The sequence below is a fragment of the Risungbinella massiliensis genome, assembly GCF_000942395.1.
In the GTDB taxonomy this organism is placed as follows: Bacteria; Bacillota; Bacilli; order Thermoactinomycetales; family Thermoactinomycetaceae; genus Risungbinella; species Risungbinella massiliensis.
The window spans coordinates 1,086,950-1,113,279 of record NZ_LN812103.1; the positions used below are offsets into that span (position 1 = coordinate 1,086,950).

The 26,330-nt window shown below is 39.0% G+C and carries 26 protein-coding genes; 18 read left to right on the forward strand and 8 right to left on the reverse strand.

All coding sequences use genetic code 11. From position 1 onward, the window contains the following. Positions 1-24: 24 nt before the first annotated feature. The 10 genes from VJ09_RS16585 (at position 25) to dapA (ending at position 9,676) form a co-directional block, all read left to right on the forward strand. Complete coding sequence (locus tag VJ09_RS16585) at positions 25-1,122, forward strand: spore germination protein (RefSeq protein WP_044642994.1); 1,098 nt, start codon at positions 25-27, stop codon at positions 1,120-1,122. Beyond that, entirely contained in the window at positions 1,106-2,311 is a 1,206-nt protein-coding gene (locus VJ09_RS16590) for a Ger(x)C family spore germination protein (RefSeq protein WP_044642703.1), read from the forward strand. Before VJ09_RS16585 ends, VJ09_RS16590 begins: the two co-directional genes overlap by 17 nt. Before the next feature lie 78 nt (positions 2,312-2,389). Beyond that, entirely contained in the window at positions 2,390-3,589 is a 1,200-nt protein-coding gene (locus VJ09_RS16595; protein ID WP_044642704.1) for a Ger(x)C family spore germination protein, read from the forward strand. A gap of 254 nt (positions 3,590-3,843) precedes the next feature. After that, on the forward strand, positions 3,844-4,170 hold the full coding sequence (locus tag VJ09_RS16600) for a hypothetical protein (protein WP_044642705.1): 327 nt from the start codon (positions 3,844-3,846) through the stop codon (positions 4,168-4,170). Positions 4,171-4,328: 158 nt separating this feature from the next. After that, complete coding sequence (locus VJ09_RS16605) at positions 4,329-4,574, forward strand: YlmC/YmxH family sporulation protein (RefSeq protein ID WP_044642706.1); 246 nt, start codon at positions 4,329-4,331, stop codon at positions 4,572-4,574. Positions 4,575-4,798: 224 nt separating this feature from the next. Next, positions 4,799-5,698, forward strand: coding sequence for a dipicolinate synthase subunit DpsA (gene dpsA / locus VJ09_RS16610; RefSeq protein WP_044642995.1), 900 nt, complete (start codon positions 4,799-4,801; stop codon positions 5,696-5,698). Continuing rightward, a complete protein-coding gene (locus tag VJ09_RS16615) occupies positions 5,695-6,297 on the forward strand; it encodes a dipicolinate synthase subunit B (RefSeq protein WP_044642707.1) in 603 nt (200 codons plus the stop codon). The genes dpsA and VJ09_RS16615 overlap by 4 nt, the downstream gene beginning before the upstream one ends. Positions 6,298-6,469: 172 nt before the next feature. After that, entirely contained in the window at positions 6,470-7,513 is a 1,044-nt protein-coding gene (locus tag VJ09_RS16620) for an aspartate-semialdehyde dehydrogenase (RefSeq protein WP_044642708.1), read from the forward strand. A gap of 12 nt (positions 7,514-7,525) precedes the next feature. Then, positions 7,526-8,746: an aspartate kinase gene (gene dapG, locus VJ09_RS16625; RefSeq protein WP_044642709.1), complete on the forward strand. Its 1,221-nt coding sequence runs from the start codon at positions 7,526-7,528 to the stop codon at positions 8,744-8,746. A gap of 54 nt (positions 8,747-8,800) precedes the next feature. Then, positions 8,801-9,676 carry a 4-hydroxy-tetrahydrodipicolinate synthase gene (dapA, locus tag VJ09_RS16630; protein ID WP_044642710.1) on the forward strand — a complete coding sequence of 292 codons (876 nt, stop codon included), beginning with the start codon at positions 8,801-8,803 and terminating at the stop codon, positions 9,674-9,676. Positions 9,677-9,777: 101 nt separating this feature from the next. Here the strand turns inward: dapA and VJ09_RS16635 are convergent, their stop codons facing one another. After that, the gene (locus VJ09_RS16635) at positions 9,778-10,260 is read right to left on the reverse strand and encodes an AraC family transcriptional regulator (RefSeq protein ID WP_044642711.1); all 483 of its coding nucleotides are present in this window, start codon (positions 10,258-10,260) and stop codon (positions 9,778-9,780) included. Between the two features lie 316 nt (positions 10,261-10,576). Between VJ09_RS16635 and VJ09_RS16640 the strand changes: the two genes are divergently transcribed. The 3 genes from VJ09_RS16640 to VJ09_RS16655 all read left to right on the forward strand — a co-directional run bounded on the left by VJ09_RS16640 (position 10,577) and on the right by VJ09_RS16655 (position 14,042). After that, positions 10,577-12,244: a ribonuclease J gene (locus tag VJ09_RS16640; protein ID WP_044642712.1), complete on the forward strand. Its 1,668-nt coding sequence runs from the start codon at positions 10,577-10,579 to the stop codon at positions 12,242-12,244. Between the two features lie 128 nt (positions 12,245-12,372). Beyond that, positions 12,373-12,846 carry a hypothetical protein gene (locus VJ09_RS16645; protein ID WP_044642713.1) on the forward strand — a complete coding sequence of 158 codons (474 nt, stop codon included), beginning with the start codon at positions 12,373-12,375 and terminating at the stop codon, positions 12,844-12,846. Between the two features lie 60 nt (positions 12,847-12,906). After that, positions 12,907-14,042 (forward strand): IS3 family transposase gene (locus tag VJ09_RS16655; RefSeq protein WP_267904324.1). Its coding sequence is split into 2 segments (ribosomal slippage): positions 12,907-13,159 and positions 13,159-14,042, totalling 1,137 coding nucleotides; the frame shifts between segments, so codons are not numbered across the junction. A 308-nt stretch (positions 14,043-14,350) separates the two neighbouring features. Here the strand turns inward: VJ09_RS16655 and VJ09_RS16660 are convergent. Then, positions 14,351-14,782 carry a hypothetical protein gene (locus tag VJ09_RS16660; protein WP_044642716.1) on the reverse strand — a complete coding sequence of 144 codons (432 nt, stop codon included), beginning with the start codon at positions 14,780-14,782 and terminating at the stop codon, positions 14,351-14,353. A 428-nt stretch (positions 14,783-15,210) separates the two neighbouring features. On the opposite strand from VJ09_RS16660, the gene VJ09_RS16665 reads away from it, so the two are divergent. The 3 genes from VJ09_RS16665 to VJ09_RS16680 all read left to right on the forward strand — a co-directional run bounded on the left by VJ09_RS16665 (position 15,211) and on the right by VJ09_RS16680 (position 17,140). Further along, entirely contained in the window at positions 15,211-15,705 is a 495-nt protein-coding gene (locus VJ09_RS16665) for a hypothetical protein (RefSeq protein WP_187118730.1), read from the forward strand. Positions 15,706-15,771: 66 nt separating this feature from the next. Next, the gene (locus VJ09_RS16670) at positions 15,772-16,185 is read left to right on the forward strand and encodes a hypothetical protein (protein WP_044642718.1); all 414 of its coding nucleotides are present in this window, start codon (positions 15,772-15,774) and stop codon (positions 16,183-16,185) included. Positions 16,186-16,663: 478 nt separating this feature from the next. Further along, a complete protein-coding gene (locus VJ09_RS16680; RefSeq protein ID WP_044642720.1) occupies positions 16,664-17,140 on the forward strand; it encodes a DUF6843 domain-containing protein in 477 nt (158 codons plus the stop codon). Positions 17,141-17,403: 263 nt separating this feature from the next. Here VJ09_RS16680 and VJ09_RS16685 read toward each other — a convergent pair whose 3' ends face one another. Continuing rightward, positions 17,404-17,952, reverse strand: a complete 549-nt coding sequence (locus VJ09_RS16685) for an NUDIX hydrolase (RefSeq protein WP_044642721.1) — start codon at positions 17,950-17,952, stop codon at positions 17,404-17,406. A gap of 153 nt (positions 17,953-18,105) precedes the next feature. Here VJ09_RS16685 and VJ09_RS16690 point away from each other — a divergent pair, with 153 nt between their 5' ends. Further along, positions 18,106-18,717: a histidine phosphatase family protein gene (locus tag VJ09_RS16690; protein ID WP_044642722.1), complete on the forward strand. Its 612-nt coding sequence runs from the start codon at positions 18,106-18,108 to the stop codon at positions 18,715-18,717. Between the two features lie 212 nt (positions 18,718-18,929). After that, a protein-coding gene (locus tag VJ09_RS16700; RefSeq protein ID WP_147635539.1) for an IS3 family transposase occupies positions 18,930-20,053 on the forward strand; the annotation gives its coding sequence in 2 pieces (ribosomal slippage) (positions 18,930-19,179 and positions 19,179-20,053; 1,125 coding nt in all). Between the two features lie 353 nt (positions 20,054-20,406). Here the strand turns inward: VJ09_RS16700 and VJ09_RS16705 are convergent. From VJ09_RS16705 to mtnK, 5 genes are read right to left on the reverse strand one after another with little or no spacing between them, the layout of a single operon-like run. Continuing rightward, complete coding sequence (locus tag VJ09_RS16705; RefSeq protein WP_044642725.1) at positions 20,407-21,435, reverse strand: ABC transporter permease; 1,029 nt, start codon at positions 21,433-21,435, stop codon at positions 20,407-20,409. Then, entirely contained in the window at positions 21,410-22,915 is a 1,506-nt protein-coding gene (locus VJ09_RS16710; RefSeq protein WP_044642726.1) for a sugar ABC transporter ATP-binding protein, read from the reverse strand. Before VJ09_RS16710 ends, VJ09_RS16705 begins: the two co-directional genes overlap by 26 nt. Further along, complete coding sequence (locus tag VJ09_RS16715; protein WP_044642727.1) at positions 22,912-24,042, reverse strand: sugar ABC transporter substrate-binding protein; 1,131 nt, start codon at positions 24,040-24,042, stop codon at positions 22,912-22,914. The genes VJ09_RS16710 and VJ09_RS16715 overlap by 4 nt, the downstream gene beginning before the upstream one ends. Then, positions 24,039-25,106, reverse strand: a complete 1,068-nt coding sequence (gene mtnA, locus VJ09_RS16720) for an S-methyl-5-thioribose-1-phosphate isomerase (protein WP_044642728.1) — start codon at positions 25,104-25,106, stop codon at positions 24,039-24,041. Before mtnA ends, VJ09_RS16715 begins: the two co-directional genes overlap by 4 nt. Beyond that, positions 25,103-26,320, reverse strand: coding sequence for an S-methyl-5-thioribose kinase (gene mtnK, locus VJ09_RS16725; RefSeq protein ID WP_044642729.1), 1,218 nt, complete (start codon positions 26,318-26,320; stop codon positions 25,103-25,105). Before mtnK ends, mtnA begins: the two co-directional genes overlap by 4 nt. Positions 26,321-26,330: the final 10 nt, after the last annotated feature.

Consider the following 26,330-nt stretch of genomic DNA (forward strand, 5'->3'; position numbering starts at 1 on the left):
AAAGGAAGTGGACCCGTGACTCAAATTCAAACAAACGACCAAATTGCCACTTCACAAGCAGCTATTGTGATCATCAATTACATACTTGCAGCTGGAATTTTAACAATACCAAGAACCGCTACGGAAAAAGTCCAGACACCAGATAGTTGGATATCTATTATCATAGGTGGTCTCCTTGCGTTGATTGTAGGGATTGTCATAGTGAAATTAAGTCAACAGTTTCCCGAAAAAACATTTTATCAATACAACCAAGAAATTGTTGGGAAATGGCTGGGTGGATTACTTAGTCTGCTTACGATTATTTATTTTTTCGTACTCTCTGCCTTTGAAGTTCGGACAATGGCAGAAGTAACAGAATATTTTTTGTTGGAAGGGACTCCGATTTGGGCGATCATCATGCCATTTATGTGGGTAGGATTTTATCTAATCATAGATGGAATGAACCCGATCGCCCGTTTGTTTGACTTAATTTTCCCGATTACGGTTATCATTTTTTTATTGGTTGCTTTTATGAGTTTTGGAATATTTGAATTAGATAATTTGCGTCCTGTATTAGGTATGGGAGTATCACCTGTACTAAAAGGATTAAAAACTACGGCTCTTGCCTATTTGGGTCCGGAAATAATGTTGCTTCTTGTAGCCTTTATGAAGCAACCAAACAAGGGCATACAAGCTGTTATGATTGGAATTTTTATTCCGATGATTATGTATGTGATAACCATCGTGATGTCTATTGGGGCATTCTCTGTAGACGGGGTAGTCACGAGAACGTGGCCAGCGATAGACCTGATGCGAAGTTTTGAAGTACAAGGTTTGGTATTTGAGAGGTTTGAGTCTTTGTTGTTGGTAATATGGATTATGCAAATATTTTCCACCTTTACGATTACCTACTATGCTGCTTCTCTGGGATTGGCTCAAGTGTTCAAAAGAGACATTCGTCCATTTATATACGGACTGCTTCCAGTTATTTACCTCATAGCAATGATCCCCAAAAATACGAATGATTTATTTAAACTAGGAGATATAGTGGGCAATGGTGCGTTGTATTTGTTTGGTGTCCTACCGTTACTCCTTTTAATAGGAGCAAAATGGAAGGAGAGAAAAAATGGAGCAAAATCCTAATAACAAACGGTTTCTATTAGTATGGTTATGCGTACTGTATGCTTTGTTTCTTACAGGTTGCTGGAGCAGTCGAGAAATTGAAGATTTGAGTTTATTACCAGGGGTGGCAATTGATATAGCTGAGCTATCTGTTGTAGAAAAAGAGCTAACAGAAAGAGGAGGGGGATATCCTAAAAACGACTTAATCACATTAACTTTTCAAGTTATACCACCTCAACTAGCAGGTTCAGGGAAGAAAGAAGGGGCTTCACAACAAAAACCCTATCTTAACATTTCGGAAACAGGGGACTCTATTCATCAATCGATTAGGGAAGTAGCATTGAGAAGTGAACGAGTTGTTTTTAGTCAACACCTAAAAGTAATTGTGTTGGGAGAAGATCTCGTTCGTTCAGTTAGTATGGAGAAAATACTAGATCAGTATTTCCGAGATAATGGTGTTAGACCAAGCTGTTTGGTCTTCATCAGCAAAGGACGAGCTAGCGAAACGTTAGAATCGAAGCAACCAGGAGATATACCAGCATTTCATTTGCTTGGAATCGTCGATAATCGCTTTAGATCATCTAGACTTTTACCACCTATAACACTTGCTAAATTATCAGGCAAGCTTCCAGCAGAGTCTAGTTTTCTTTTGCAAACTGTATTATCGGCTAATGGAGAAGTAAAATTTGCAGGAGCGGCCGTGATCAATGGAAAATCAAAAAAGCTGGGTGGTTTTTTGAATGAATCGGAATTAGAAGGTTTAATTTGGTTAACAGGTGAAGGGAAGGGTGGCGTACTAAAAACCGTTGATCCAAAGACAGGACAACTCATTATGTACGAGATCGAGTCAATGAAGAGCAAAATTATACCTCATGTGAAGGGGGGCAAAATGTCGTTTGATGTGAAAATCGAGTCGGAAGGACGTATATCGGAAAATTGGGCAAATAAGGGGAACCCTACTGATAGTAAATTTGTCAAAATGGTAGAAGAAACTGCTCAAAAAGAAGTGAAGCAATTAGTTACGAATGTATTAGAAAAAATGCAAAAGGAATACCGTACTGATGTTGCTGGATTTGGAACACGTTTGAAAATGGAGAATCCAAAAGTGTGGGAGAAAGTGAAAGAAGATTGGGATGAACAATTTAGTAAAATACCCATCAACCTCGATGCGAAAATCACCATTACCGATTATGGAGCAGCATCAAAGTGAGATTCATCTCTTTTCAAATTTAAAATGAGCTATTTTGAAACAATTTCTGAAATGGTACGAGATGAAAGGAGGGAGAACATGCCAAGTCAGAGCAAGGGACGGTTTCTTTTGATCTTTTTATGGTTCTTTTTGATTCTTCCACTGACAGGGTGCTGGAGCAGTGAAGAAATCGAAGATCAAAGTTTGTCTCCAGGAGTAGCAATGGATATAGGTGTGGAGTCCGAGGTGGAGAGAGAAATTACGGAAAAAGGAGGGGGCTATCCTAGAAGAGACATAATCACTCAAACATTTCAAGTTATTCCATCACAAACAGCAGGGTCAAAAAAAGAAGGTGGATCACAGAAAAAGTCCTATCTCAACATCTTGGAAACAGGAGATTTAGTCCAACAACTTGCCCATGAAGTATCACTGAGAAGTGACCATCCTCTGCTCAGTCAACATTTAAAAGTGATTGTGTTGGGAGAAGATCTGGTACGAACATATAGCATGGAACAAATATTGGATCAGTATTTCCGTGATAATAAAGTAAGACCAAGTTGTCTGGTCTTCATTAGTAAGGGACGAGCTAGCGAAACGTTAATATCGAAGCAACCAGGAGATATACCAGCGTTTCGTTTACTTGGAATCGTTGATAATCGCTTTAGATCGTTACGGATTTTACCCCCCATGTCGCTTGCTAAATTAGCAGGGAAGCTTCCATCAGACTCCAGTTTCCTTTTGCAAAATGTAATAGCAGCGAATGGTGAAGTAAAATTTGCAGGAGCAGCTGTGGTCAATGGAAAATCCAAAAAGCTGAGTGGCTTTTTGAACGAGTCGGAATTAGACGGATTAACATGGCTAACAGGTGAAGGGAAGGGTGGTGTTTTAAAAACCGTTGATCAAAAGACGAGACAGCTCATTATATACGAAATCGAGTCCATGAAGAGCACAATCATTCCTCATGTGAAGGGAGATAAAATATCATTTGATGTGAAGATGGAATCAGAAGGAAGATTATCGGAAAATTGGGTGAATGAGGGAGACCCAACTGATAATAAGTTTCTAAAAATGGTAGAAGAAGCTGCTCAAAAAGAAGTGAAGCGATTAGTTACGAATGTACTAGGAAAAATACAAGCGGAATATCGTGTTGATGTTGCTGGATTCGGAACTCGTTTGAAAATGGAGAATCCGAAAGTATGGGAGAAGGTGAAAAAAGATTGGGATGAACAATTTAGTAAAGTGCCGATCAATCTCGATGTGAAAATCACGATTACCGATTATGGAGCAGCAACAAAATGAATCGGATGTGAAGCTATTGAATGGGAGGGAAAATTTTTACTCATTTTTAGTTTATATTCGTTTGCAAAACTTTCTTATTAATTACTGTTTTTTTGAAAGCCTTTTCTTATATAATAGAGAGGTACAGACCTTCGCTCTCGTCTAGCACATGGAAGAAGCCAGCTAAATTTATTTTGGCTCTTTCATGTGCTAGGCGGGATCAAAAGGGATTCCTTTTGTGTCACTGCCTAGTAAAAAATTAGGAGGTGGCACATATGCCAACACCAATCATGTATGTATTAGTGTCGATCGGAGACTTAGATAAGGCATTAAAGGAACCACGGAACCTATATAGAACGATGCAAGAAGATGCAACAGACACAGAAGAATATGCTCACAGAATGGCAGCAAGACTTTTTCTTAATGTGGTAGATTATATTCGTAATAATCCCCAGATGTATCAACACTTTTTGAATGGATCGGTTGATATTCCATTTCATAAAGTAGACCGATACATCGGACGTCTAAATGATGAAGAAATTGCTGCAATAAATGACAAATATACCCATTTCGGTATTCCATTGGTACTTTGGTATTACTAGGAAGACCTGTACGATACAGAGCGTCGCTTTTGGACTGCTCTGTATTTATTTTTCTTAGATATTGTGTGATTCAATTCGAACCTTGGCCAAGTTATTTTCATATACAAATCGTAAAGCACTCCCTTTGTCCATATAGATAGGAGAAAGGGGGATATGATATGCGCTGGAGTAAGTTTATCGAGAAAGAATGCATTGATATTGAAAATGGACAGAAGTTAGGGGCATTGCATCATGCTGATCTTGAGTTTGATCCTGCTACTGGTCAAATATTATCGCTCTATATCCCGAGTGAGAATTCACTATTTCGCAAAAAAGGGCCTGAGGTAGAAGTCTCTTGGCGTTCGGTACGAAAAGTAGGACCGGAAATGGTAATCTTAGACGCCACTAGTAAAGCGGTCCGTTAAAGCCTATTCCAGATCGCTTTTTCTGAACCAACAATCCATAATTAGAATCTTGCCCTAACCTGTGAAGGTGTTCTAGACTGTTGCATATTATTTTGTGGACTCCCTCTTTAAACAAGAAGGGAGTCTTCCTTTTTCCATGGTCTAGGCACCGAAAAGCAATGCGTGCATAAACTGCAATAAATCAAAAAAATAAGGCACTGTTCGAGGGAAGGAGCAAAATGCGGATGCTGACTGGCAAACACGTTGTCTTCCTCGGCGGAGATGCAAGACAATTAGAAGTGATCAAAAGCTGTTTAGAATGGAATGCGCGAGTAAGCTGTATCGGCTTTGATAATTTACAGACGCCACCTTCAGAAGCTGCGATCCGAGAATTTCGTACGAGTGTGTTGGAAACAGCAGATATTTTGGTATTACCAATTGTAGGTACAGATGATGAGGGGAAAATCAATAGTGTATTTACTTCCAAAAAATTAGTACTTCAAGAAGAGCATCTTAAAGCAGTTCCCAGCCATTGTCTTGTTTTCACAGGAATGGCTCGGCCTTATCTGCGAGATTTATGCAAGCAATTTGATCTTACACTTGTCGAACTGTTGAGTCGTGATGATATTGCCATCTACAACTCGATTCCTACTGTGGAAGGTGCATTGATGATGGCAATTCAACATACAGATATCACGATTCATGGTTCACAGAGTATCGTTCTAGGGCTAGGCAGAGTTGGGTTATCACTTGCTCGTGCACTCGATGCGATTGGTGCTAATGTTCATGTAGGCGTGCTAACTCATGCCCAATATGCTCGTGCGTTTGAAATGGGACTCAATCCTTTTTATAGCAAGGATCTAGTGAAGTATGCGAAAGAGGCTGACTTGATCTTTAATACTGTTCCAGCTCGAATTGTGACAGATCAGATATTACGTCATGTACCTCACGATGTAGTTATTATCGACTTAGCAAGCAAACCTGGTGGAGTCGATTTTGATTATGCAAAGAAGCGTGGAATCAAAGCAATCCTGACTCCAAGTCTTCCCGGAGTGGTCGCTCCTAAAACAGCAGGTCAGATCCTAGCAAAGACGATGGCAGAAGTGATGTTAGATGAATGGGCAAAAGGAGGAGTTTCCTCATGAGTCTAAAAGGAAAGACAATCGGCTTTGGATTGACAGGTTCCCATTGTACCCATGATGAAGTATTGCCGCAGATGCAACGTTTGGTAGATCAAGGTGCACGGGTGATCCCGATTCTCTCCTATACGGTAGCCAATGTAGATAGCAAATTTGGAGATGCAGCTGATTGGAAACAAAAAATCCTGGAAATCACAGGTGAAACTCCGCTTATGACGATTCAGGAAGTGGAACCGATTGGCCCCTCTGGATTATTGGATTGCTATACAATTGCGCCAATGACAGGAAATTCATTGGCACGACTTGCTAACGCACTGACCGATGGCCCCGTTTTAATGGCTGCAAAGGCTATGATGCGCAATCATCGCCCTGTTGTGTTAGCCATCTCCACCAACGATGCTCTAGGTCTAAATGCTCCCAATCTTGCAACCTTACTCGCTGCTAAAGATATTTACTTTGTACCTTTCGGCCAAGATGCACCAGAGAAAAAGCCCAAGTCTATGGTGGCACGTATGGATCTTATCTCCCAAACGATTGAGGCAGCGATAGAAGGAAAACAACTTCAACCCATGTTAGTGGAAAAATATCGTTACCTTTCAACCTAACTTTAGATATCCTCTTCATAAGAAATTGATAGAATGGTATGCTGATTAAATAGAAGTGAAGAATGTTGAAAAATTTTTTGTATAAACGATAGATTGGTAAGACGTTAGCTCCCTTGAATCAGCAAAGGTGGGCTAATGTCTTTTGATACATGACATGAAGGAGGAGCCATAAATGGCAAAACGTGATTTCGTAGTAGCAGTAGTAGGAGCAACAGGAGCAGTAGGCGAAAAGATGCGCAAGTATTTAGAGGAGCGTTCTTTTCCAGTTAAAGAACTTCGTCTATTAGCATCTAAACGTTCAGCAGGACAAACTCTACCGTTTCGTGGAGAAGAAATCGTCATCCAAGAAGCGACTCCAGAAGCCTTTGAGGGGGTAGATATTGCGTTATTTAGTGCAGGTGGAAGTGTTAGTAAACAGCTTGCTCCTGAAGCGGCAAAACGGGGAGCAGTCGTAATTGATAATTCTAGTGCTTTCCGAATGGATGAAAATGTGCCACTCGTGGTTCCAGAAGTGAATCGCCACGTTCTTCCAACGCATAAAGGAATTATCGCCAATCCGAACTGTTCCACGATTCAAATGGTGGTAGCACTAAAACCTCTTTACGATCGATATGGGATTGAACGAGTGATCGTTTCAACCTACCAAGCGGTATCAGGCGCAGGTGCTAAAGCAGTTGAGGATCTATACCAACAGACAGAGGCTTTCATCAAGGGAGAGAAGGTAGAACCGAAAATACTGCCAGTAGGAATCCTACCGAAGAAAACGCAGATCGCTTTTAATGCTATTCCTCAGATTGATGTTGGACAAGAAAATGGCTACACCTTTGAAGAGATGAAAATGGTGATGGAGACCAAGAAAATATTAGAAGATGAACAAGTAGGGGTTACTGCTACTTGTGTTCGCTTACCGATTGTACAGGGGCATAGTGAATCGGTGTACGTTGAGCTTGCAAGTGAATATAATTTAGAAGAAGTTCGTGCACTTTTGGCTGACTCGCCAGGATTAATTGTACAAGATGATATCACAAATCAAGTTTATCCAACTCCACTAGAGACAGCCAATACACCAGATACCTATGTAGGTCGTATTCGCCGTGATCTAACACATCCAAATGGTCTGAACTTATGGGTAGTTTCGGATAATCTCCTCAAGGGAGCAGCAACCAATGCGATTCAGATCGCAGAAGCACTGGTGGAAGACGAGATTGTGAAGTAAGAAGGGATTCTAATGAAAATATTAGTTCAAAAATATGGTGGGACTTCCGTTGCAACAGTGGAAACGAGGCAACGTGTCCTTCATCATATTCGACATGCATTATCAGAAGGATATGGATTAGTAGTTGTTGTTTCAGCTATGGGGCGTAAAGGAGAACCGTATGCTACAGACACACTCCTACATTTGATTCAACAAGAGGGAGCTCCTCTTACTCCGAGGGAACAAGACTTGCTCTTACATTGCGGAGAGCTGATCTCTGCTTCGGTTTTAAGTAGTCTTTTGACCGAGAATCAGATTGCCAATTGTGTGTTGACAGGTGGACAAGCGGGCATTATAACCAATCAGGAATTTAATAACGCACAGATTCTGAACATTAATCCAAAGCGGATCCACCATGAGTTGGAACATGGTCGAGTAGTAATCGTCGCTGGTTTTCAAGGAATGACTCCTGAAGGGGAGATTACAACACTGGGACGTGGAGGAAGTGACACGTCTGCTACGGCACTTGGAGTAGCGCTAGATGCCGAGTATGTTGATATTTTCACCGATGTGGAGGGAGTTCTTACGGCAGATCCTCGGATTGTGGAAGATGCTGCATTTTTACGCACCGTAACGTATACAGAGATGTGTAACTTGGCTTTCCAAGGAGCAAAAGTAGTTCACCCTCGAGCAGTAGAGATTGCAATGCAGACAAATGTTCCGATTCGCGTTCGCTCTACCATGAGTGACCATCCCGGCACATTAGTGATGAGTCGATCGGAGCTAGGAACAAAAATCGCCGAATTGCAAGATCGAGTGATTACTGGGATTACCCAAATGGCGAATGTAACTCAGATCAAGATTGCTTCGAACAAAGACGATTTTGATCTCCAATTCCGTGTCTTTCAAGCGATGGCAGATCATGGAATCAGTGTCGACTTTGTTAATGTAAACCCTAGCGGGATTGCCTATACAGTTCAAGATCACCTCGCTGATAAAGCAGAACAGATTCTTCAGTCTATGGGATTCTCACCAGAACTTCTTCATAACTGTGCGAAGGTATCTACGGTGGGTGCTGGTATGACTGGGATTCCAGGGGTGATGGCGAAAATAATGGAAGCCCTAACGGAAGAAGATATACAAGTCCTCCAATCGGCTGATTCACATACCACCATATGGGTATTAGTTCGTGGGGATGAGATGTCACGCGCAGTTCGGGCGTTACATCGTAAATTTGAACTTCATTTAGTGTAAGGCAGAAAAAAGAATATACTGGAATTAAGTTTTGAAAGATGAGGAGGAGCTTGTATGAGTTTTGGAAGACTAGTTACTGCGATGTGTACCCCTTTTACACCAGACTATCAGATTGATTGGAATAGCTTAGCCAAACTGATAGATCACCTAATTGAGACCGGTACTGATACGATTGTTGTGGCTGGAACTACTGCGGAATCTCCTACACTCAGTAAAGAAGAAAAGTTGGAGCTATTCCGTTTTACAGTGAAACAAGTAGGCGGTCGTGGCAAAGTAATAGCAGGTACAGGAAGTAATAATACTGCAGAAACCGTTGAGTTTACAAAAAAAGCAGAAACAACTGGTGTAGATGGAGTTATGGTCGTAGCTCCTTACTACAATAAACCTTCTCAAGAAGGTCTTTATCAGCATTTCCGTACAGTTGCCGAAGCGACAACACTTCCCGTGATGGTCTATAATGTACCAGGACGTACTGGCTGTAACCTACTTCCAGCTACTGCTGCTCGACTAGCCCAGATTCCAAATGTGGTAGCTTTTAAAGAAGCCAGCGGAAATCTCTCTCAAATCAGTGAGTTAATAGGGCTAATAGATTCTGAGATTGCTGTATACAGTGGGGATGATAGCCTCACTTTACCGATTTTAGCTGTTGGTGGAGCTGGAGTCGTAAGTGTCGCTTCTCATGTGATCGGGAATCAACTAGAGGAGATGATGGATGCTTTCTTTGCCGGAGAAGTGAAGGAAGCAGCAGAACTACATCGTAAATATCAGCCAGTAATGGAAGGGTTGTTTATGACCTCTAGTCCAGTGCCATTGAAATATGCACTTTCCCATATGGAGCTTACCCCAACTACTGTTCGACTGCCGTTGGTAGAGATGTCTGAAGAAGAAAAAGAAAAAGCTCAAAGTTGGCTTATATTGATTGAAAAATAGAGTAGAAAGACTCAGATGCTTTCTTATCGGTCAATAGTAATGTAGTGCAATAGGAAACGCTTGGAAAGAGATCCAAGCGTTTTTCTATTGACTTAATCTTTCTATGTATTCTTGTTTTTAATAGGCACAAATAAATCTACTTTGCATTTTCCTTCAGGGTCTTCTGCTGGGTTAATTAGATTAAATTCAAGAGTATGGCGATCATAATCTGGATCAAAGTCACTATTAGGAAGCCACTGACCAAACATATATTGATAAGCAGCATTCAATTTTTCAGGAGTGTCGTAAAATGGATATACAGTATACAGTCCACCATCTAAGTTTTTAAATTGCACATCATGGTGTTTTTCTTTTTCAAAACCTTTAGGAAGGGTAACACAAGCATCGTGGCGGCAAAGATTGTTTTCTACCAAGTCAGGATTATCTAGTGATATTCCTATGAAAGACTGATGAGGTGGATAAAGCCCATTTTGAACTGCCCATTGTGTTAATTTTATCCAATGTACTTGAGGTTCAAAATAACTACCAGTGCGTCTCATAAATGCTACTTCAATCTCTGGTAGCTCCTTAATCACTATCTTCATTTATTCAACTCCTTAATGGAATGGCAATCTTGTTATAACTACGGGATTTCTTGATTAAATTCCTACTTAGTATAAAGTATTCTTTTTTTGTCTTAAAATCGGTTGAGATACGTTTTACATAATCAGGAATATTTAGATGAAACAATTTGTTTTTGGATAATGTAATTGGAGCAATATTAGGAGCTTTTTTTCTTTGGTTACAAATGTTCGCTCCTTGCATATCCAAATTTTGATCGTATATAATGAGAACAAGTGTGATATGAGCGGTTTAGGGTGAAACGAGTAGACGAGCTATTTATTTTTAGGAGGTAACAATTTGTCAAGAAACCAACGAGCCAAATTATCAATTTTTGCGCTCGGTGGGTTGGCTGAAATCGGAAAAAACATGTATGCAGTCCAATATGGGGACGACATTGTTGTAATTGACTCTGGTCTTATGTTCCCTGAGGAGGATATGTTGGGAATCGATATCGTGATTCCGGATATATCGTATTTACTTGAGAATCAACACAAAGTGCGTGGACTGATCATCACTCACGGACATGAGGACCATATCGGAGGACTTCCCTATATCTTAAAACAATTGAAGGTACCGATCTTTGCTACCAGATTGACAATGGGACTTATTGAGCATAAGCTTCGGGAAGCTCACATCAATGATATTAAAAAGGTTTTAATCTCCAGCAAATCGGAGATCAAACTAGGATCGATGAAAGCGACTTTCTTTAATACCAATCACAGTATCCCAGATTCGGTGGGAGTCTGCCTCGACACTCCAGAAGGTGCTGTAGTACATACAGGGGATTTTAAGTTTGATATGACTCCTGTCAACGATCAGCACGCAGATTTTCATCGTATGGCAGAACTCGGGAATCGTGGAGTCCTCGCTTTGCTGTCAGATAGTACCAATGCGGAACGGGCAGGTTTTACTGGATCGGAAAAGACAGTAGGCGAAGGAATCAAAGAAATTTTTCGTACTGCAAAACAACGGGTAATTGTCGCAACGTTTGCTTCCAATATTCACCGGATTCAACAGGTTATTGATGCTTGTGAAGCCTATGATCGTAAACTGGCAGTTATTGGACGTAGTATGGTAAACGTGGTGAATATTGCAGGAGACCTGGGTTATCTCAAAATCCCACCAGGTATGATTATTGATCCAGATGAGATCAATCGTTTGCCTGCACATCGTGTGGCCGTAATCTCGACAGGTAGCCAAGGAGAGCCAATGTCTGCTCTGACTCGAATGGCGAATTCCTCTCATCGGAAGATGGAAGTATTACCTGGTGATACAGTCATTATTGCGGCAACCCCGATCCCTGGTAACGAAAAAGCGATTGGGAAGACGATTGATCAACTCTTCCGGATCGGCGCCCATGTGGTGTATAGTACTACCTCCCATGTCCATGTATCTGGACACGGTTCTCAAGAAGACCTCAAGTTAATGCTTACATTAATGAAACCAAAATATTTTATTCCGATTCATGGTGAGTATCGTATGTTGCGTGCTCACGCTCAACTAGCCGAGTTGGTCGGTGTACGACCAGATAATATCTTTATCTGTGATAACGGAGATACAGTAGAGGTTGTAAATGGAAAAGCAAAATATGGACCCAAAATTCCTACTGGAAAGGTGCTTATTGATGGCCTAGGAGTAGGAGATGTTGGGAACATCGTTCTACGTGATCGCAAACTACTCTCACAAGATGGAATTCTCGTCGTCGTGCTCACCCTAAGTAAAGCAAACGGAGCCATCTTAGCAGGTCCAGATATCATTTCACGCGGTTTCGTCTATGTTCGGGAATCTGAGAAACTGCTGGAAGAAGCGAACCAAGTCGTGAACCAGACGATGGAACGCTGCATGAGAGAACAAGTGAGTGAATGGGCATCGCTCAAAACAAGCATCCGTGACTCACTCAGCAAATTTCTATATGAACGAACACGCCGCCGTCCAATGATTCTTCCAATTATTATGGAAGTGTAATTACCGTATACCCTAAAACGCTAAAAAAGTCGGGTTCCTCTAAGGAACTCGGCTTTTTTGAGTGGGCTTTTTGATATAGTGACCACATTGATAAAATGTGTGGATTATAGAGATGGTTTCTTTTGCTTATGTTGGAGATTCATGGCCTGATCAAATTTATTCGCAAGATCTCGTTTGCAAAAGATAGTAAGGGTAAAAAAATATGGCAGGGAAAGGATAAAAAGCTAAAACTAACAAACCTAAAACCAAACCAACAAGTAAATTTAACCTTATCATCTTATGACGAGAATGATAAACTCTTAAATCAAACTCGTATTAAAGCGGTTACGAAATTAGGAGAGGCAGAGTTAAAGGAACTAGAAAAAGACAATAAGAAAGCTCAAAAAGATCCTAACAAAAATTCTACTAATATCACTCTAACTCTAGGAAATGCCAATGCTCGAGCATTAATAAATGAAGACACAATAAAATTAGAGTGGTCTGACTTGCCTGATGAAGATAAAGTATATGAAATTTATCGAGATGATAAAAAGTATACAACTGTAAGTGGGTTAAGTTTTACAGACACCAAAGTCGAAAAAGGAAAACTGATGATAGACTAAAAAGTAGACAAGACGAGCTGAGAATGACAAAATAAAACCAAATCATTCGAGGTGATCGTGATGTCAAAGTATGACAAGGAGTTTAAAACCCAAACAGTTCAGCTAGTATTGGAGCAGGGGACACCTGTTGCTCAAACTGCAAAGGATTTAGGTGTTTCTATTCAAACTTTGTATCGCTGGATTGAGCAATACAAAATGCATAAAGATCACGCTTTCCGCGGAAGCGGAAACCTGAAGCCTGAAGATAAGGCTTTACGAGACTTACAAAAACGTATCCGTGACCTAGAAGAGGAAAATGCTATTTTAAAAAAGGCGATGCACATCTTCGCAAAAGACCGGGGCTAACTTTTGAGTTCATATATGAACACCGCTTCGAGTTCCGTGTACAGAAGATGTGTCAGGTAATGGGAGTTTCTAGAAGCGGTTTTTACAAATGGCTGAACCGTCCCGAAAGCGAGCAGAAGAAGCGCAGAAAAAAGTTAGTGAAGCAAATCCACCATCTGTTTCTTGATTCCAGAAGGCTGTATGGTAGCCCTAAAATTACTCGACAGCTAAAAACAAAAGGGATTTGCGTATCTCAAAAGACAGTTGCCAGGATTATGAGAGAGCATGAACTGGTTTCTCGTACAGTTAAGAAGTACAAAGCGACTACCAACTCTCGTCATTCCCTACCTGTTCATGAAAATACGCTAAACCAGCGGTTTAGCACAGAAAAACCTAATCAAGTATGGGTAGCAGATATTACCTATGTTCCTACTCAGGAAGGCTGGGTGTATGTTGCAAGTGTGATGGTTTTCTACTCTCGTAAAATTATTGGCTGGCATGCTGACAACCGAATGACTAAAGAGCTTGTTTTGACTGCTTCAGATCGTGCGTACAAACAACAGAAGCCAAAAAACTCAGTACTTCATCATTCTGATCGTGGAAGTCAATATGCTTCGCATAAATACCAAAAAAGACTGAAACAGTATGGATTGGAAGGAAGTATGAGTCGTAAAGGAAACTGCTATGACAATGCGTGCATTGAATCCTTTCACAGTATATTGAAGAAAGAACTGGTGTATCTTTCCCGCTTCCTGTCTAGAAAACAAGCGAAACAATATATATTTNTCCAATTTTTCTACAACCGTAAAAGAATTCACTCATCCATTGACTACGAACGTATGTACTTCAAGAAATACAGCTCTGCTGCATAACAAAACTCGTTTTTTTCTGTCTACTTTCTTGACCTAATACCATTTTCACTAGTTGTTAAGTTATTATCCAAATAAGGTAAGAACTAGTTTCGTTAATGGCAAGTAACACGTGGTGAATATTAAAGTATTGGGTAGAAGAAGGAAAGAGGATCTGAGAAGTAAACTTTTTAAAAGCTTATTAAGCTCTTATGGTTTATTTAGGTTGGCGTATTTATAAATAACTTAGAAATATTGGACAGTAGTATGAGAAAAAACTCATGTATGATTAAATTAAGGGGATTTAGACTTAAAACATCAAATTAGTAACATTAGATATTATTTACTTTTCTCTTTAATTCCACCATATATATATAATTCATTCCAAAAAGGAATAGAGATGCAATACTGATATAAATCCATAATAAAGCCTCTAATCCAAGCTCTCCAATAACAATATAGATAATGGAACAGATACACATTACAAGTGGGAGAAAAACAGGAATGTAACGAAACCTTGTTTGTGGATTAATATTATAAATCAATCTTAATACGCTGGACAATGTAAAAGCACTCCCAAAAAAATTAGTAAACATAAGAGAAAAATTAGATCCTGTAAAATACAACATTGTTAAGAAAATGATAAATACATAACCAAGAATGACTGGAAATGAATATAATGATTTTGTAATATAACTAACCAGGAAGACTAATAAGGTGAATAATATTATTACTATTGGAAAAAGTTCAAAAAGTTCTTTCATTGTGTTCCCTCCTATAAAATTAATTCTAATTTTTTAATTATAATTGAATAGTGCCGAAATTGGCAATGTAGTTAGTTTTTCTATGTGTATCTACATTGTAGAGTAAAATAACAAATCTAACCCATGTTTGGGCGTAAGGAATTGGATTACCATTGTCTACAGGTAGCCAAGATTTGAGTAAATTGAGATAACGAAAGTGAAATGGTAGAGATCTTTTTCTGATATTTCATTATCACAGTGATGGTAAATTGATTTGGGTTTATAAAATTATTAGATGTTGAAAATCCAATTTGTATTTAGCATTGAATAATTTTTCCGTCATATTGGCATACCTATAACAAAGTAAATTATTACAATTTTCACAACCATAATACATAATAGAATGAAAGGATAACAATATGAGGTGAAGAGTTATGAGTAATTCATGTATGCTGTTAATAGAAAAAAGAATAGATAATAAATCTATAGAAGAAATCATTTTTGAACTCGGATTTGAAAGCGATGATCTAGAAGATAGATATTTTTATTTTAATGAATGTTTATCAATAAGAGGTTGTTGGTTTAGTTTAAGGTTAGATTATTTTCCAAATAAAACATTATGTGTTGCTACTACTTTTCCAGATAGTAGCTACCATGATGTTGAAATGCAAATAACAGTCTTAAAAAGCATTAAAAATAGATATGGAGGAAAAATCCTGGATTCTAAATCGGAAAAACAAATAATCCCCAAAAATGGGGTTCCACAATTATCTGAATTCGAAATAGCCATAAAGAGAACATATTTGTATTTTCTTGACAATATCCAAAGGGTTGAAATGTTGATAGAAGAAGTTGATGAGAAAACATTTGATATAGAAAAGCGTTCAAGGATACAGATTACGAATCCTTCGATAATTCACCACAATACACTAGTTCCTTTTTGAGTTTCCATTCTCGAAGATTTTCTAAGGACTATTTTTAAACAATATTTATTATTTAATGAGGAGAAAATGTATCTTTACTTCGATGGAAGGAAAGGTGAAATGTCTTATTCAAGTGTAAAAGCTCTATTTACGGGTGAAGAAAAACTAATAAATAAGATATTGGAAGATTATAGTTTTCAAAATTTTAATTCAACAAACAAAGCATTTAACAAATACATGAATATAGAGTTATTTGATATTTTAAGAACTGAAATATTACTAGTGGGGAAGCAAATTAATCTATTGTCTATTTTACGAGAATTAATTGAAAGGCGACACAAAATAATCCATGAAGCTGCTCTTTATGGAAAGTTAGGTACTAAAACTATGAATGTATACTGCCGTTCTCTAAAGAGATTTGCACTTGAGTTTATTCGAGTATTTGAAGAGAAAAATGGTATTAAGTTATTAAAAAAGAATAAAATGATCTCTAACAGCTAGTATAGTAGCCACTTATGGTTAGGTGGCTGTTGTCGCTAATAGATTTGCAAACGAAGTAGAGTGAAATATATTTTCTCTTGTTATACTCTATTACACAATATTGCTGTAGTAAGAGTAAAATCTAATTAAACATGTATCTAGCAGTGGTGGAATCATAAGATACAAATGGCCTCCTCGAATCCTCTTTTTATTGGAGCGCCGGATATTGATGTTGTTTATTCTGGGTCTGTTGATGATAGTGGTAATTTTTCTTTTAACTACAAACATTATGCTGCACCATCTCACGAAATGTATGTTTACAATTATCCTGGAGATATGTGTTGGACTTTATTTAGACATCCATTAAAATCCTTTAATCACTTATTTCCTTGGATGCCTGGTATGAAGGGTGTGATTATACTGATAATTCTAAATATCGTGGTCTTTAATATGAAAGGATTGGGGATCTTTCGTATGTAGTAAAAGTGAGGTGAATGAGATGAAAAAATTTTGGCTTTCACTAGGTGCAGTTATTCTTTTAGCATTTTTACTCATGCCCTTAGCACCGTTAATAATTATTAAGATAACGGATGCTAGACCTCCCAGTGTATATTTAATACCAAATGGCTATAAAGGTTGGTTCTACATTGTATATGATGTGCCAAACACTCCTGAATTGCCCAAATTGGATGATAAGCTAGAGTTCGAAATCCCAAGCAATGGAATACTTAAAACATCGACTAAACACACAGAGTATGGTTGGGCAAAAGATGAGTATTATTATGTAGAAAATGGGAAACGAATAAAAATACCAGAAGAGAAGATGATTCATGGTGGTGGAACTTCTGGTACTGACTATAAAGGCAAATCATATGAATATCAAATGTTTTTTGTAAGTAACCAAAAGGAATTGGAACTCCAATCTGTGGATCTAATGAACTCTGAGTTACGAGAATCTTTGTTTGAAAATAACTGAGATCAAACATATGAATTTGATTGTAGACAAAAAGCCTGTGAAAGAAGCAGGCTTTTTGTGTTTTTATGGTTTTTATGCTAATAAACCCAATTACGAACCAATATGCTCAATTGGTAGTCATACTATTGAATACTCGTTTTTTTATAATTCATCATTATCTCTATGGGTATTATTTGAGTAATTCAGTTCTATTAGATCGTCCTTATGATCCACATTAAATAGGTTGGAGAAAGAATTGCACAGAATTATTTATTCAGTTTGAACTACTTGTTCTTATCTGCATATAAACGTAATAGTTTTTCGGTTGAGGGAAATGCAAGCTCATCCCAAGGAATTTCATCAAAATAGAAAAAACAACCTTTTTGGCTTTCAATGTTCACGATAACTTCTTCATGGTCAGCAATCGCTTCGTAGGTCAATTGGATCAGTCCATCTTCAGTAGAAGAGAATGTATTAATAATGTCATTAACCTCCACAGAAAGACCTGTTTCTTCTTTTACCTCATTTATTATTGTTTCAAAAAGATCATGTCCACGTTCCACATGCCCTCCTGGAAATGCCCATAAGCCCTTTCCGGGCTCTTCATCTCTTTGAAGAAGTAATACTTTGTTTTTATCTCTATTTAGAACCACTGCCACTACTACCAGCTTGGGATCTAAGTAGAAGACAAATTGACAATGATGACATAGTAGTTGAGGTTGGTTGGGAATATGTAAGTCTTCTAATGAAAAATGGTGCCCACAACGTGGACAAAATTTTAAGTCCTTTTTTTTATATCTCCACTGATATTGAAAGTAAAGCTCTTTGTTCATTGTTAAATCTCCTTAATATAAGTCTTTATCTTGAGGCGAGAAATCAGTTTTTTGATAAGGTTTTCAAATTTTAATCATCAATGAACGCTAATTGTTCCTTTTTCTTCTCAAGTGATACAATTGTTTGTAATTTGAGTAGAAAGGTTTGATCCGATGAGTACAAATTTGTATCTTGTAAGGCATGGACAAACAAAGTGGAATGTAGAAGGGCGGCTACAAGGAAGATTGGACTCTCCTTTAACAGAGATAGGTATTGAACAGGCCAAGCAATTAGGGAAACAGTTGAGTGACATTCCTTTCCAGTGTATCTATTCGAGTTCAACGAACCGAGCAGTGGAAACAGCTTCTTATTTAAAAGGGGAGCGTACAATAGATTTAGTGAAAAAAGATTCATTGATGGAGATGAGCTTTTCTAAATGGGAAGGTAGAAAATGGTCAGAGATTCAAGAACTGTTCCCTAAAGAGTTAGACGAAATTAATAATAGCCCTGAAAATTATGACGCAAAAGAATCTCAAGGTGAAACATTATTAGATGTTCAAGAAAGGTCAGTTCCTTTTATTCAAGATATTTTGGAACGACATGTTGGAGAAAATATTTTGGTAGTCACTCACTCCATTGTAATAAAGGTATTAGTTAATTATTTTCGTGGAGGGAGTATAAAATCCGTTTGGGAAGGACCTGATACTGGTTGGGCAAGTGCATTCAAGTTATGTTTTACAAAAGATGGAGTTAAAATATTTTATGAAGGTAATGAGATTTCTTAATTATCAATCAGCCGTAAAAGAAGGACTTGCTATTTCATAGATATGAATTTCATCCATATTATGTAGGTATTTATTTACTTTGAAGAACTCAATACTTATTGAATTAAACTCTGAATGATTTCCTATTTTTGGATAGGTTACAGTTTATTGGACAGAAAAAATAAGGTCAATTACACTTGTTTCAATGGGACATGAAACGAGGAGAATTGATTATGACAAGAAGAAAAAGACGTACTTTTACCGAGGAGTTTAAACACCAAATTGTTCAATTGCATCAAAGTGGGAAACCAAGATGTGAAATTATCAAAGAGTATGATCTTACTCCATCTGCTGTAGATAAGTGGATCAGGCAGAGTCAGAACAGTGGCTCCTTTAAAGAAAAGGACAATCGAACATCCGAAGAAGCTGAATTAATTCAGCTTCGGAAAGAGCTTCAACGTTTACGAATAGAAAATGATATTTTAAAGCAAGCCGCACTGATCATGGGACGAAAGTAAATGTGATCCGAAATAATCGTCACAAATACTCGGTATCAGCAATGTGCGAAGTTCTACAACTTCCTAGAAGCACTTACTATTATGAAAAAAAGAATAGAAAATCCTTGAAGGATACGATCACATCCGTGATCGTGGACATCTTTCAAAAAAGCCGTCAAACCTATGGTACACGAAAAATTAAAGTGGAATTAAAAAAACGGGGATGGATCATTTCTAGAAAACGGATCGGACGAATCATGAACCAACAAGGGCTTATTTCAAAGTACACCATCGCTCAGTTCAAAAAGAGCCGAAGTACCTGTAACGAGTCAAATCATGCAAATTTGTTGGATCGAAAGTTTCAGCAAGATGAAGCATTAAAAGTGATTGTAAGCGATTTAACATATGTACGCATGAAGCAAACATGGCATTATATCTGTGTTTTTGTTGATCTTTTCAATCGGGAGATTATTGGATATAGTGCTGGTCCTAAGAAAGACGCACAGCTAGTGTATCGTGCTCTTTCTTCTATTAAACAAGACCTGCGAAAAATCCAACTTTTTCATACTGATAGAGGAAATGAGTTTAAAAACAAATTAATGGATAAAGCACTCAAAACCTTCCAGATTCAACGCTTGTTGAGCCTAAAAGGATCACCATATGACAATGCAGTAGCAGAAGCTATGTTTAAGATAATGAAAACAGAGTTTGTTAAGAATGCTCGTTTTGAAAGCCTAGAACAACTAGAGTTAGAATTATTTGACTACGTAAACTGGTTTAACAATGTTCGTATTCACAGTACCTTAGACTATCTAACCCCTATGGAGTACAAGTTGAGACACCTTAAAAAAACTGTCTAGTTTACTGTTGACAGTCCATAAACATCCTATATTAAAATGGAAGTGTAATTACCGTATACCCTAAAACGCTAAAAAAGTCGGGTTCCTCTAAGGAACTCGGCTTTTTTGAGTGGAGCTTTATAGTGGCTATATTTTTAAATATTAATCTGGGGTAACTTAGATGAAAAGGATCTAGAGAAGAAGTAGTAAAAAAGATCTAGCATCAATTAGAGATACTTGCTGTAGATGGGATAGTTGGTCCTCTTGAATAAAAGCTAGGTCCTGCAACAACAGTATTTTCTGGGACATTCTTAGTGACAACTGCTCCTGACGCAACAATAGAGTTGTCCCCAATCATTTGTTCTTTCTATCAGTTATTCACTTTTCTTTTGGATATACATAAAAGCAAGTGCACTGACTAAGATCGTTCCCTTCACAATATCTTGCGCATAATAGGGGACATTTAACATAGTTAAGCCGTTGAGAAGTATGCCAATTAAGACAGCTCCGAAAAAAGTGCCAATCACATTGGGTTTTCCAGCACCAAATACGGAAAATCCAATCAAAGAAGCAGCTACTCCATCCATTAAGAGAGGAGCACCAGCGGATACTTGGCCTGTTCCGATTCGAGAGGCAAGAACGATCCCTGCAATGGATGCAAATAGAGCACTTAACAGATAGGCATAAGTTTTATAACGGCTAACTGGAACGCCAGAAAGACGGGCTGCTTCTTCATTTCCCCCTGTAACATAAAGCAAGCGGCCAAAGCGAGTGTAGTTCAGGATGATATGCACGAGAATGACGAAAAGTAACATCAAGATCACAGGGAAAGGAACAGAAAATAATTCACCTTGCCCGACGAATAAAAAGGAAGGCAAGATTTTCCCAGGGGCTATACTTCCATCACTCATCGGCATGTTGTTGTAAATGGAATATCCTTTCGTAATAGTGAGATGGAATCCATTGATAATATACATTACGCCAAGTGTAGCCAGAAGATCAGGTATGCCAATTTTTACTACAAATAAAGAATTAATAAGTCCAACAATCAATCCGAAAGCAATTGGAATAAGCAGTGCGACTAGCGTTTCCTGACGATACCATACCATAGCAGCAGCACAAGTGATGGTAGCCAGGCTTGCTGTAGAGCCGACCGATAGATCAAATCCTCCCACGATCAGGGAAATGGTTACTCCGATCGCTAGTAATGTGATAATGGAGATAGATGTTAAGATGTCTGTGAAATTTTGATAGGTAAGAAATTGCTCTGTCGATAAACTAAAGATCACGACAGTAAGTAAAATCACGAGCAAGGTTCCATGTTTATATAGAAAGGAAAGCAGAATATCTTTCCATGTTTTGGTCTTAGCCTGTGTGCTAGATTGATTGAGTATTTGATCCATGATACCCTCCAGTTGCCGCTTGCATGATTTTTTCTAAGGTCGCTTCGCGCCTGAAAAGTTCGCGAACAATCATCCCATCGACCATCACTAAGATTCGATCTGCCAGAGTAAGCAACTCCGAAAATTCACTGGTAAAGTAGAGAATTCCCTTTCCCTGTTCAGCAAGGGAGCGAATGAGAGAAAATACATCTTCTTTCGCACCGATATCGATTCCTTTAGTGGGTTCGTCCAAGAGAAAGAGATCTGCATTTGTTTCCAACCATTTGCCGATGGAAACCTTTTGTTGATTGCCACCACTTAGTTGCCGTAAGGAATGGGTTAGGGAGGGGGTTTTTACTCTCAGTCGGTTTACTAACTGTTCTGCGAATTGATTTTCGCTTCGTTTTTTTAGCCAACCCCATCTAGTAAATCGCTTCAGACTGGGTAATGAGAGATTGTGTGTAAGAGGGAAATCAACGAGTAGTCCTTCTTTTCGTCGCTCTTCGGGGACAAGGGTGATTCCTGCTTGAATCGCTTTTTGCGGACTAGTAAGTGAAATTTCTCTGCCTTTGACGATTATATTTTTACTACTTTTGTCTCTTCCGAACAGAGCTCGTGCCGTTTCCGTTTTTCCGGCACCAACAAGCCCAGCTATTCCTAAGACTTCCCCTTTATACAGAGTAAAAGAAAGTGCTTGTCCTGTTTTTGCTACATAAAACTGGTTTAGTTCTAGTAACGGTTTTCCGATTGGTTTATTTTCTTTAATACTGATAGCTGAAATGGTTTTCCCCAACATATAACGAATTAATTCGTCTGTTGTTACTTCTTTGGTCTTCTGTACTGTAACAACTTGTCCATCGCGGAGAACAGTGATCCGGTCGGAGATTTCTTTGACCTCTGGTAACCGGTGTGAAATATAGATAATGCCAACTCCCTTTTCTTGCAAGCGGCGAATGACGGAAAAAAGAATGTTTGTTTCCCGTTCGCTAAGGGGGGCAGTGGGTTCATCTAAAATGAGAAATTTTACGTCACTGGCGATGGTGCGGGCGATTAGGATCATTTGCTTTTCGGCGAGAGTACAAGAGGAGATCAGTTTGTCTACTGGAATTTCGATTCCTACTTCTTGTAATAGCTCTTTCGCTCGCTGTTTTCGTTTCTTCCAACTGACAAGAGCAGAGCCTCTTAACAACTCATCAAGGGTCAAATTTTCTACTACACTAAGTTCAGGAATGAGAGCGGTGTCCACCTCTTGTACGACTATACCGATCCCTTCTTGAATCGCTTGGGCAGGCGAAGAAAGTTGAAGGATATGTTCACCCATGTGCATCTCCCCAACGTCTTGTTTTACTTGTCCAGATAAGATTTTCATTAGCGTGCTTTTTCCAGCTCCATTCACCCCGATGAGGGCATGGACTTCTCCGGGTTTAACGGAGAAATCCACTTTTTTGACAACTTGATGGGAGGCATAAGATTTTTCGATTTGCGTCATAGTTAGGTTCATTTTTTCTTCACCTCCTCAGCTAATGTTTTCATCCATGGAGTATAAGCTACATTTGATTTGCCCCAACCTTCAATGTGTTGATCGAGCTGGTTCATCGATACTTGTTTGTTAGGAATTGTCTGTTTTTCCACAAGATGAGGCTGTATGCTATAGATTTGGGGCGTTGGTTCGCCAGCGATTTTCTGATAGAGGAAACGAACTTGAATTTTCCCTACTTCTGCTGGATCGGTGGCGGTAGTTGCTACCCAAGGACTATTTTTTTGTTGCATGAGTTGTAGATCTTCATCACTTAAATCAATGCCATATACTTTAATCTCGGTTCGACCTGCTTGTTGAATGGCGCGTGTCGCTCCTTTAGCAAACTCATCCCACGGTGCAAATACGGCGTCTATATCCCCTTTATTAGGATATTTCGCAAGGATTGCCTCCATCTGTGCCTGTGTATCTAAAGCAGTGTTAGAGGTGGCATTTCCGAATTTAGCAATCTCCTTCATATTGGGATAACGTTGTTTAAATGCTTCATATATTACGTTGCGCCGCTCCATTGGCGTGAAACCACCTACCCAGATATAAACGATATTTCCTTTCCCATTAAGATCTTGGGCAAGAGTTCGTAAGGTATTCCAGGCAAGACTGTAGTCATCCTGGTCGATGACGGTTACCCCAGGGATATTTAGGTCGCTATCAAAAGCAACGACGGGAATTCCAGCAGCAACTGCTTTTTTTACACTAGGGGTGAGGGCATCAGCACGTCCGTGATCTAAGAGAATTCCATCTACTTTTTGGCTGACAGCTGTATCAATGTAGGAAGCCATTTTACTTAGATCATTATCTGCGTTGTAGACTTGTACTTCTCCACCAAACTCTTTTACTTGTGATTGAACACCAGAAATATATTGACTGGAGAAAGTACCGATTGACAGCTGAGTAATTACGGCGATTTTGATGGGTTTTTTTAGTTTAGCGGGAATTTCCTTTGAACCTGTTTGGTTTCCGAGTGGTTCAGTAGAGGTTTCTGTTGTTTGGTTTCCTTTATTTTGTGATATCAGATCTTGTTCACTGGTACATGCGGCTAACAGAAGTATGGCAACTAGTATAAAAATAGTAAGTTTGTTTACTGCTTTCACTTGTTATTCTCCTTTGCCTTCCATTGTGCAAGTTCTTCTTGATAGTTCCCATAAGCAATCCCTGCATCGGTGATAATGGCTGTGATATATTCATGTGGTGTTACATCAAAGGCTGGATTGTATACTTTGGTTCCCTGAGGAGCAATCGATTGTCCCGAAATCTGTGTGATTTCTTCTGCCTGGCGTTCTTCAATCGGAATTTCTTCTCCAGTTGCTGTTGTTAAGTCAATCGTGGACAGTGGTGAAGCGACATAAAAAGGAATTCCTAAGGATTTGGCTTGTATGGCTAGACCCAATGTACCGATTTTGTTAGCCACATCTCCATTCGCCGCTATGCGATCACATCCGACGATGATGGCAGAGATCCTTTTGGTTTTGATTGTATGTGCTGCCATATTGTCCGTGATTAAGGTAACATCAATGTCAGCTTGTTGTAGTTCCCATGTAGTTAGTCGCGCGCCTTGTAAAACAGGTCGAGTTTCACAAGCATAAATATGTAAATCCCATCCTCTTTCTTTGGCAAGGTAAAAAGGAGCTAACGCGGTTCCATATCTAGCTGTAGCGATTCCACCTGCATTACAGTGCGTGAGAATCCGATCCCCATTACGAAACAAGATCAGGGCATGTTCGCCGATTTTTCGACAGATGGTTTCATCTTCTTGTTGGATACGAAGTGCCTCTTGTTGGATATTGGCGATGGCTTCTTTCACACTGGTAGCTGTTTTCGCTTTTTCGACTACTCGCTCCAACGCCCAAAATAAATTAACTGCAGTAGGACGGGAGGTAGCGAGTAACTCCTTGTTTCGCTGCAATTCTTTTAGAAACTCGGATAAATCCAGTGCTTGCCATTTGTTCGCCCATATAGCCAATCCAAAGGCTGCCGTCATTCCAATTGCAGGTGCTCCTCGTACTTTTAATGTGTAAATCGCATCCCACACGTCTTCAATGCTGGAGATGGTAAGATAAACAGTACGATGGGGAAGTTGTTGTTGATCTAAAATCAATAGATAATCTTGTTTGTACTCTACCGATGAAATCCAAGTTTTTTTGATAGCAACTGTCATTTAGATCCCTCCTGTACCAAACGAAGAAGTAGATCTGGATGATCTAGTTGTTTGTGCTTTTTAATTAATTTTGTTCCAAGTCGTAACGCTTTTTGCTTTATCGTGTATTGAATTTTCAAATCTTGAATCGAATTTAAATCTTCGACTTGTGCTAAACCAATGGTGCGGCGAATCACTTCACATCCAGCGAATCCAATCGTGTCAACCCAAACTTTATCGAGGAAAAGTTCGACTGAGCCATCTATTTTGGTAAAGACATCATTTCCTTTGCTACTCCATAATTCTCTAAATTGCCTTGTAAAATGGTTCCAAGTATCTTTTATTACGTCCAGTAAATAAGTCCGATAGGATGGACAGTCTACTTCATCACGGAACGTTGCTTCTTGTGAAAGATAGTTTAGCAGGAGATTGGCGAAAAATTGTCCCAGATCAAATCCGATTGGACCAACGAAAGCAAACTCAGGATCAATTACTTTCGTAGATTCTTCCGTTACAAAAATGCTTCCCGAGTGAAGATCACCGTGTAAAAGTGCTTCCGCTTCAGTCAAAAACTGAAATTTTAACTTGGCTACTTCACGTTTTAACTCTTGATCATCCCATAGTTCTTTTACTATTGGGTGCAGAACCTTCGGAATTTCATTGGTCTCATGATCGAAAAAGGGATCAGTCAACACTAGATCTTCTGTTATCTTGCATAATTCTGGATTTAAAAACTCCTTGACTAGTTCTTTTTTGGCAAAGGGATGCAGGAAGAAATCGCTTGTGTGAAACAAGGTTTGCGCAGTATAGGTACCGATGTGCTCTGCTAGTTTAGGATAACGTTTTCCAGCGATTAGCCCTTTACGTAGAATGGTATGAGAAGATAAATCCTCCATCACCGTAAGGGCAAGCGTATGATCCGTATAAAGAACTTGTGGTACCAGTTCTGGAACCAATTCAGCCGCCTTTTTAAGTGATTCGCTTTCTATCCGTGCACGGTCCAGCGTGAGTGGCCAACTTTCTCCAACCACTTTGGCATAAGGAAGGGCTTGTTTCACAATTAACGATTTACTTGTAGCTGGTTCTACCAGGTGGAAAATATAGTTTAAGTTTCCATCACCAATTTCGTTAATCTCTAATTGATCGACTTGATCAAAATAGTGTAGCGGTTCGACCACACTCTTCACTGTTTCTACAGTAAGTGGCTGATAGTTTTTGGCAACAGTTGCTGTCATAGTGATTTCT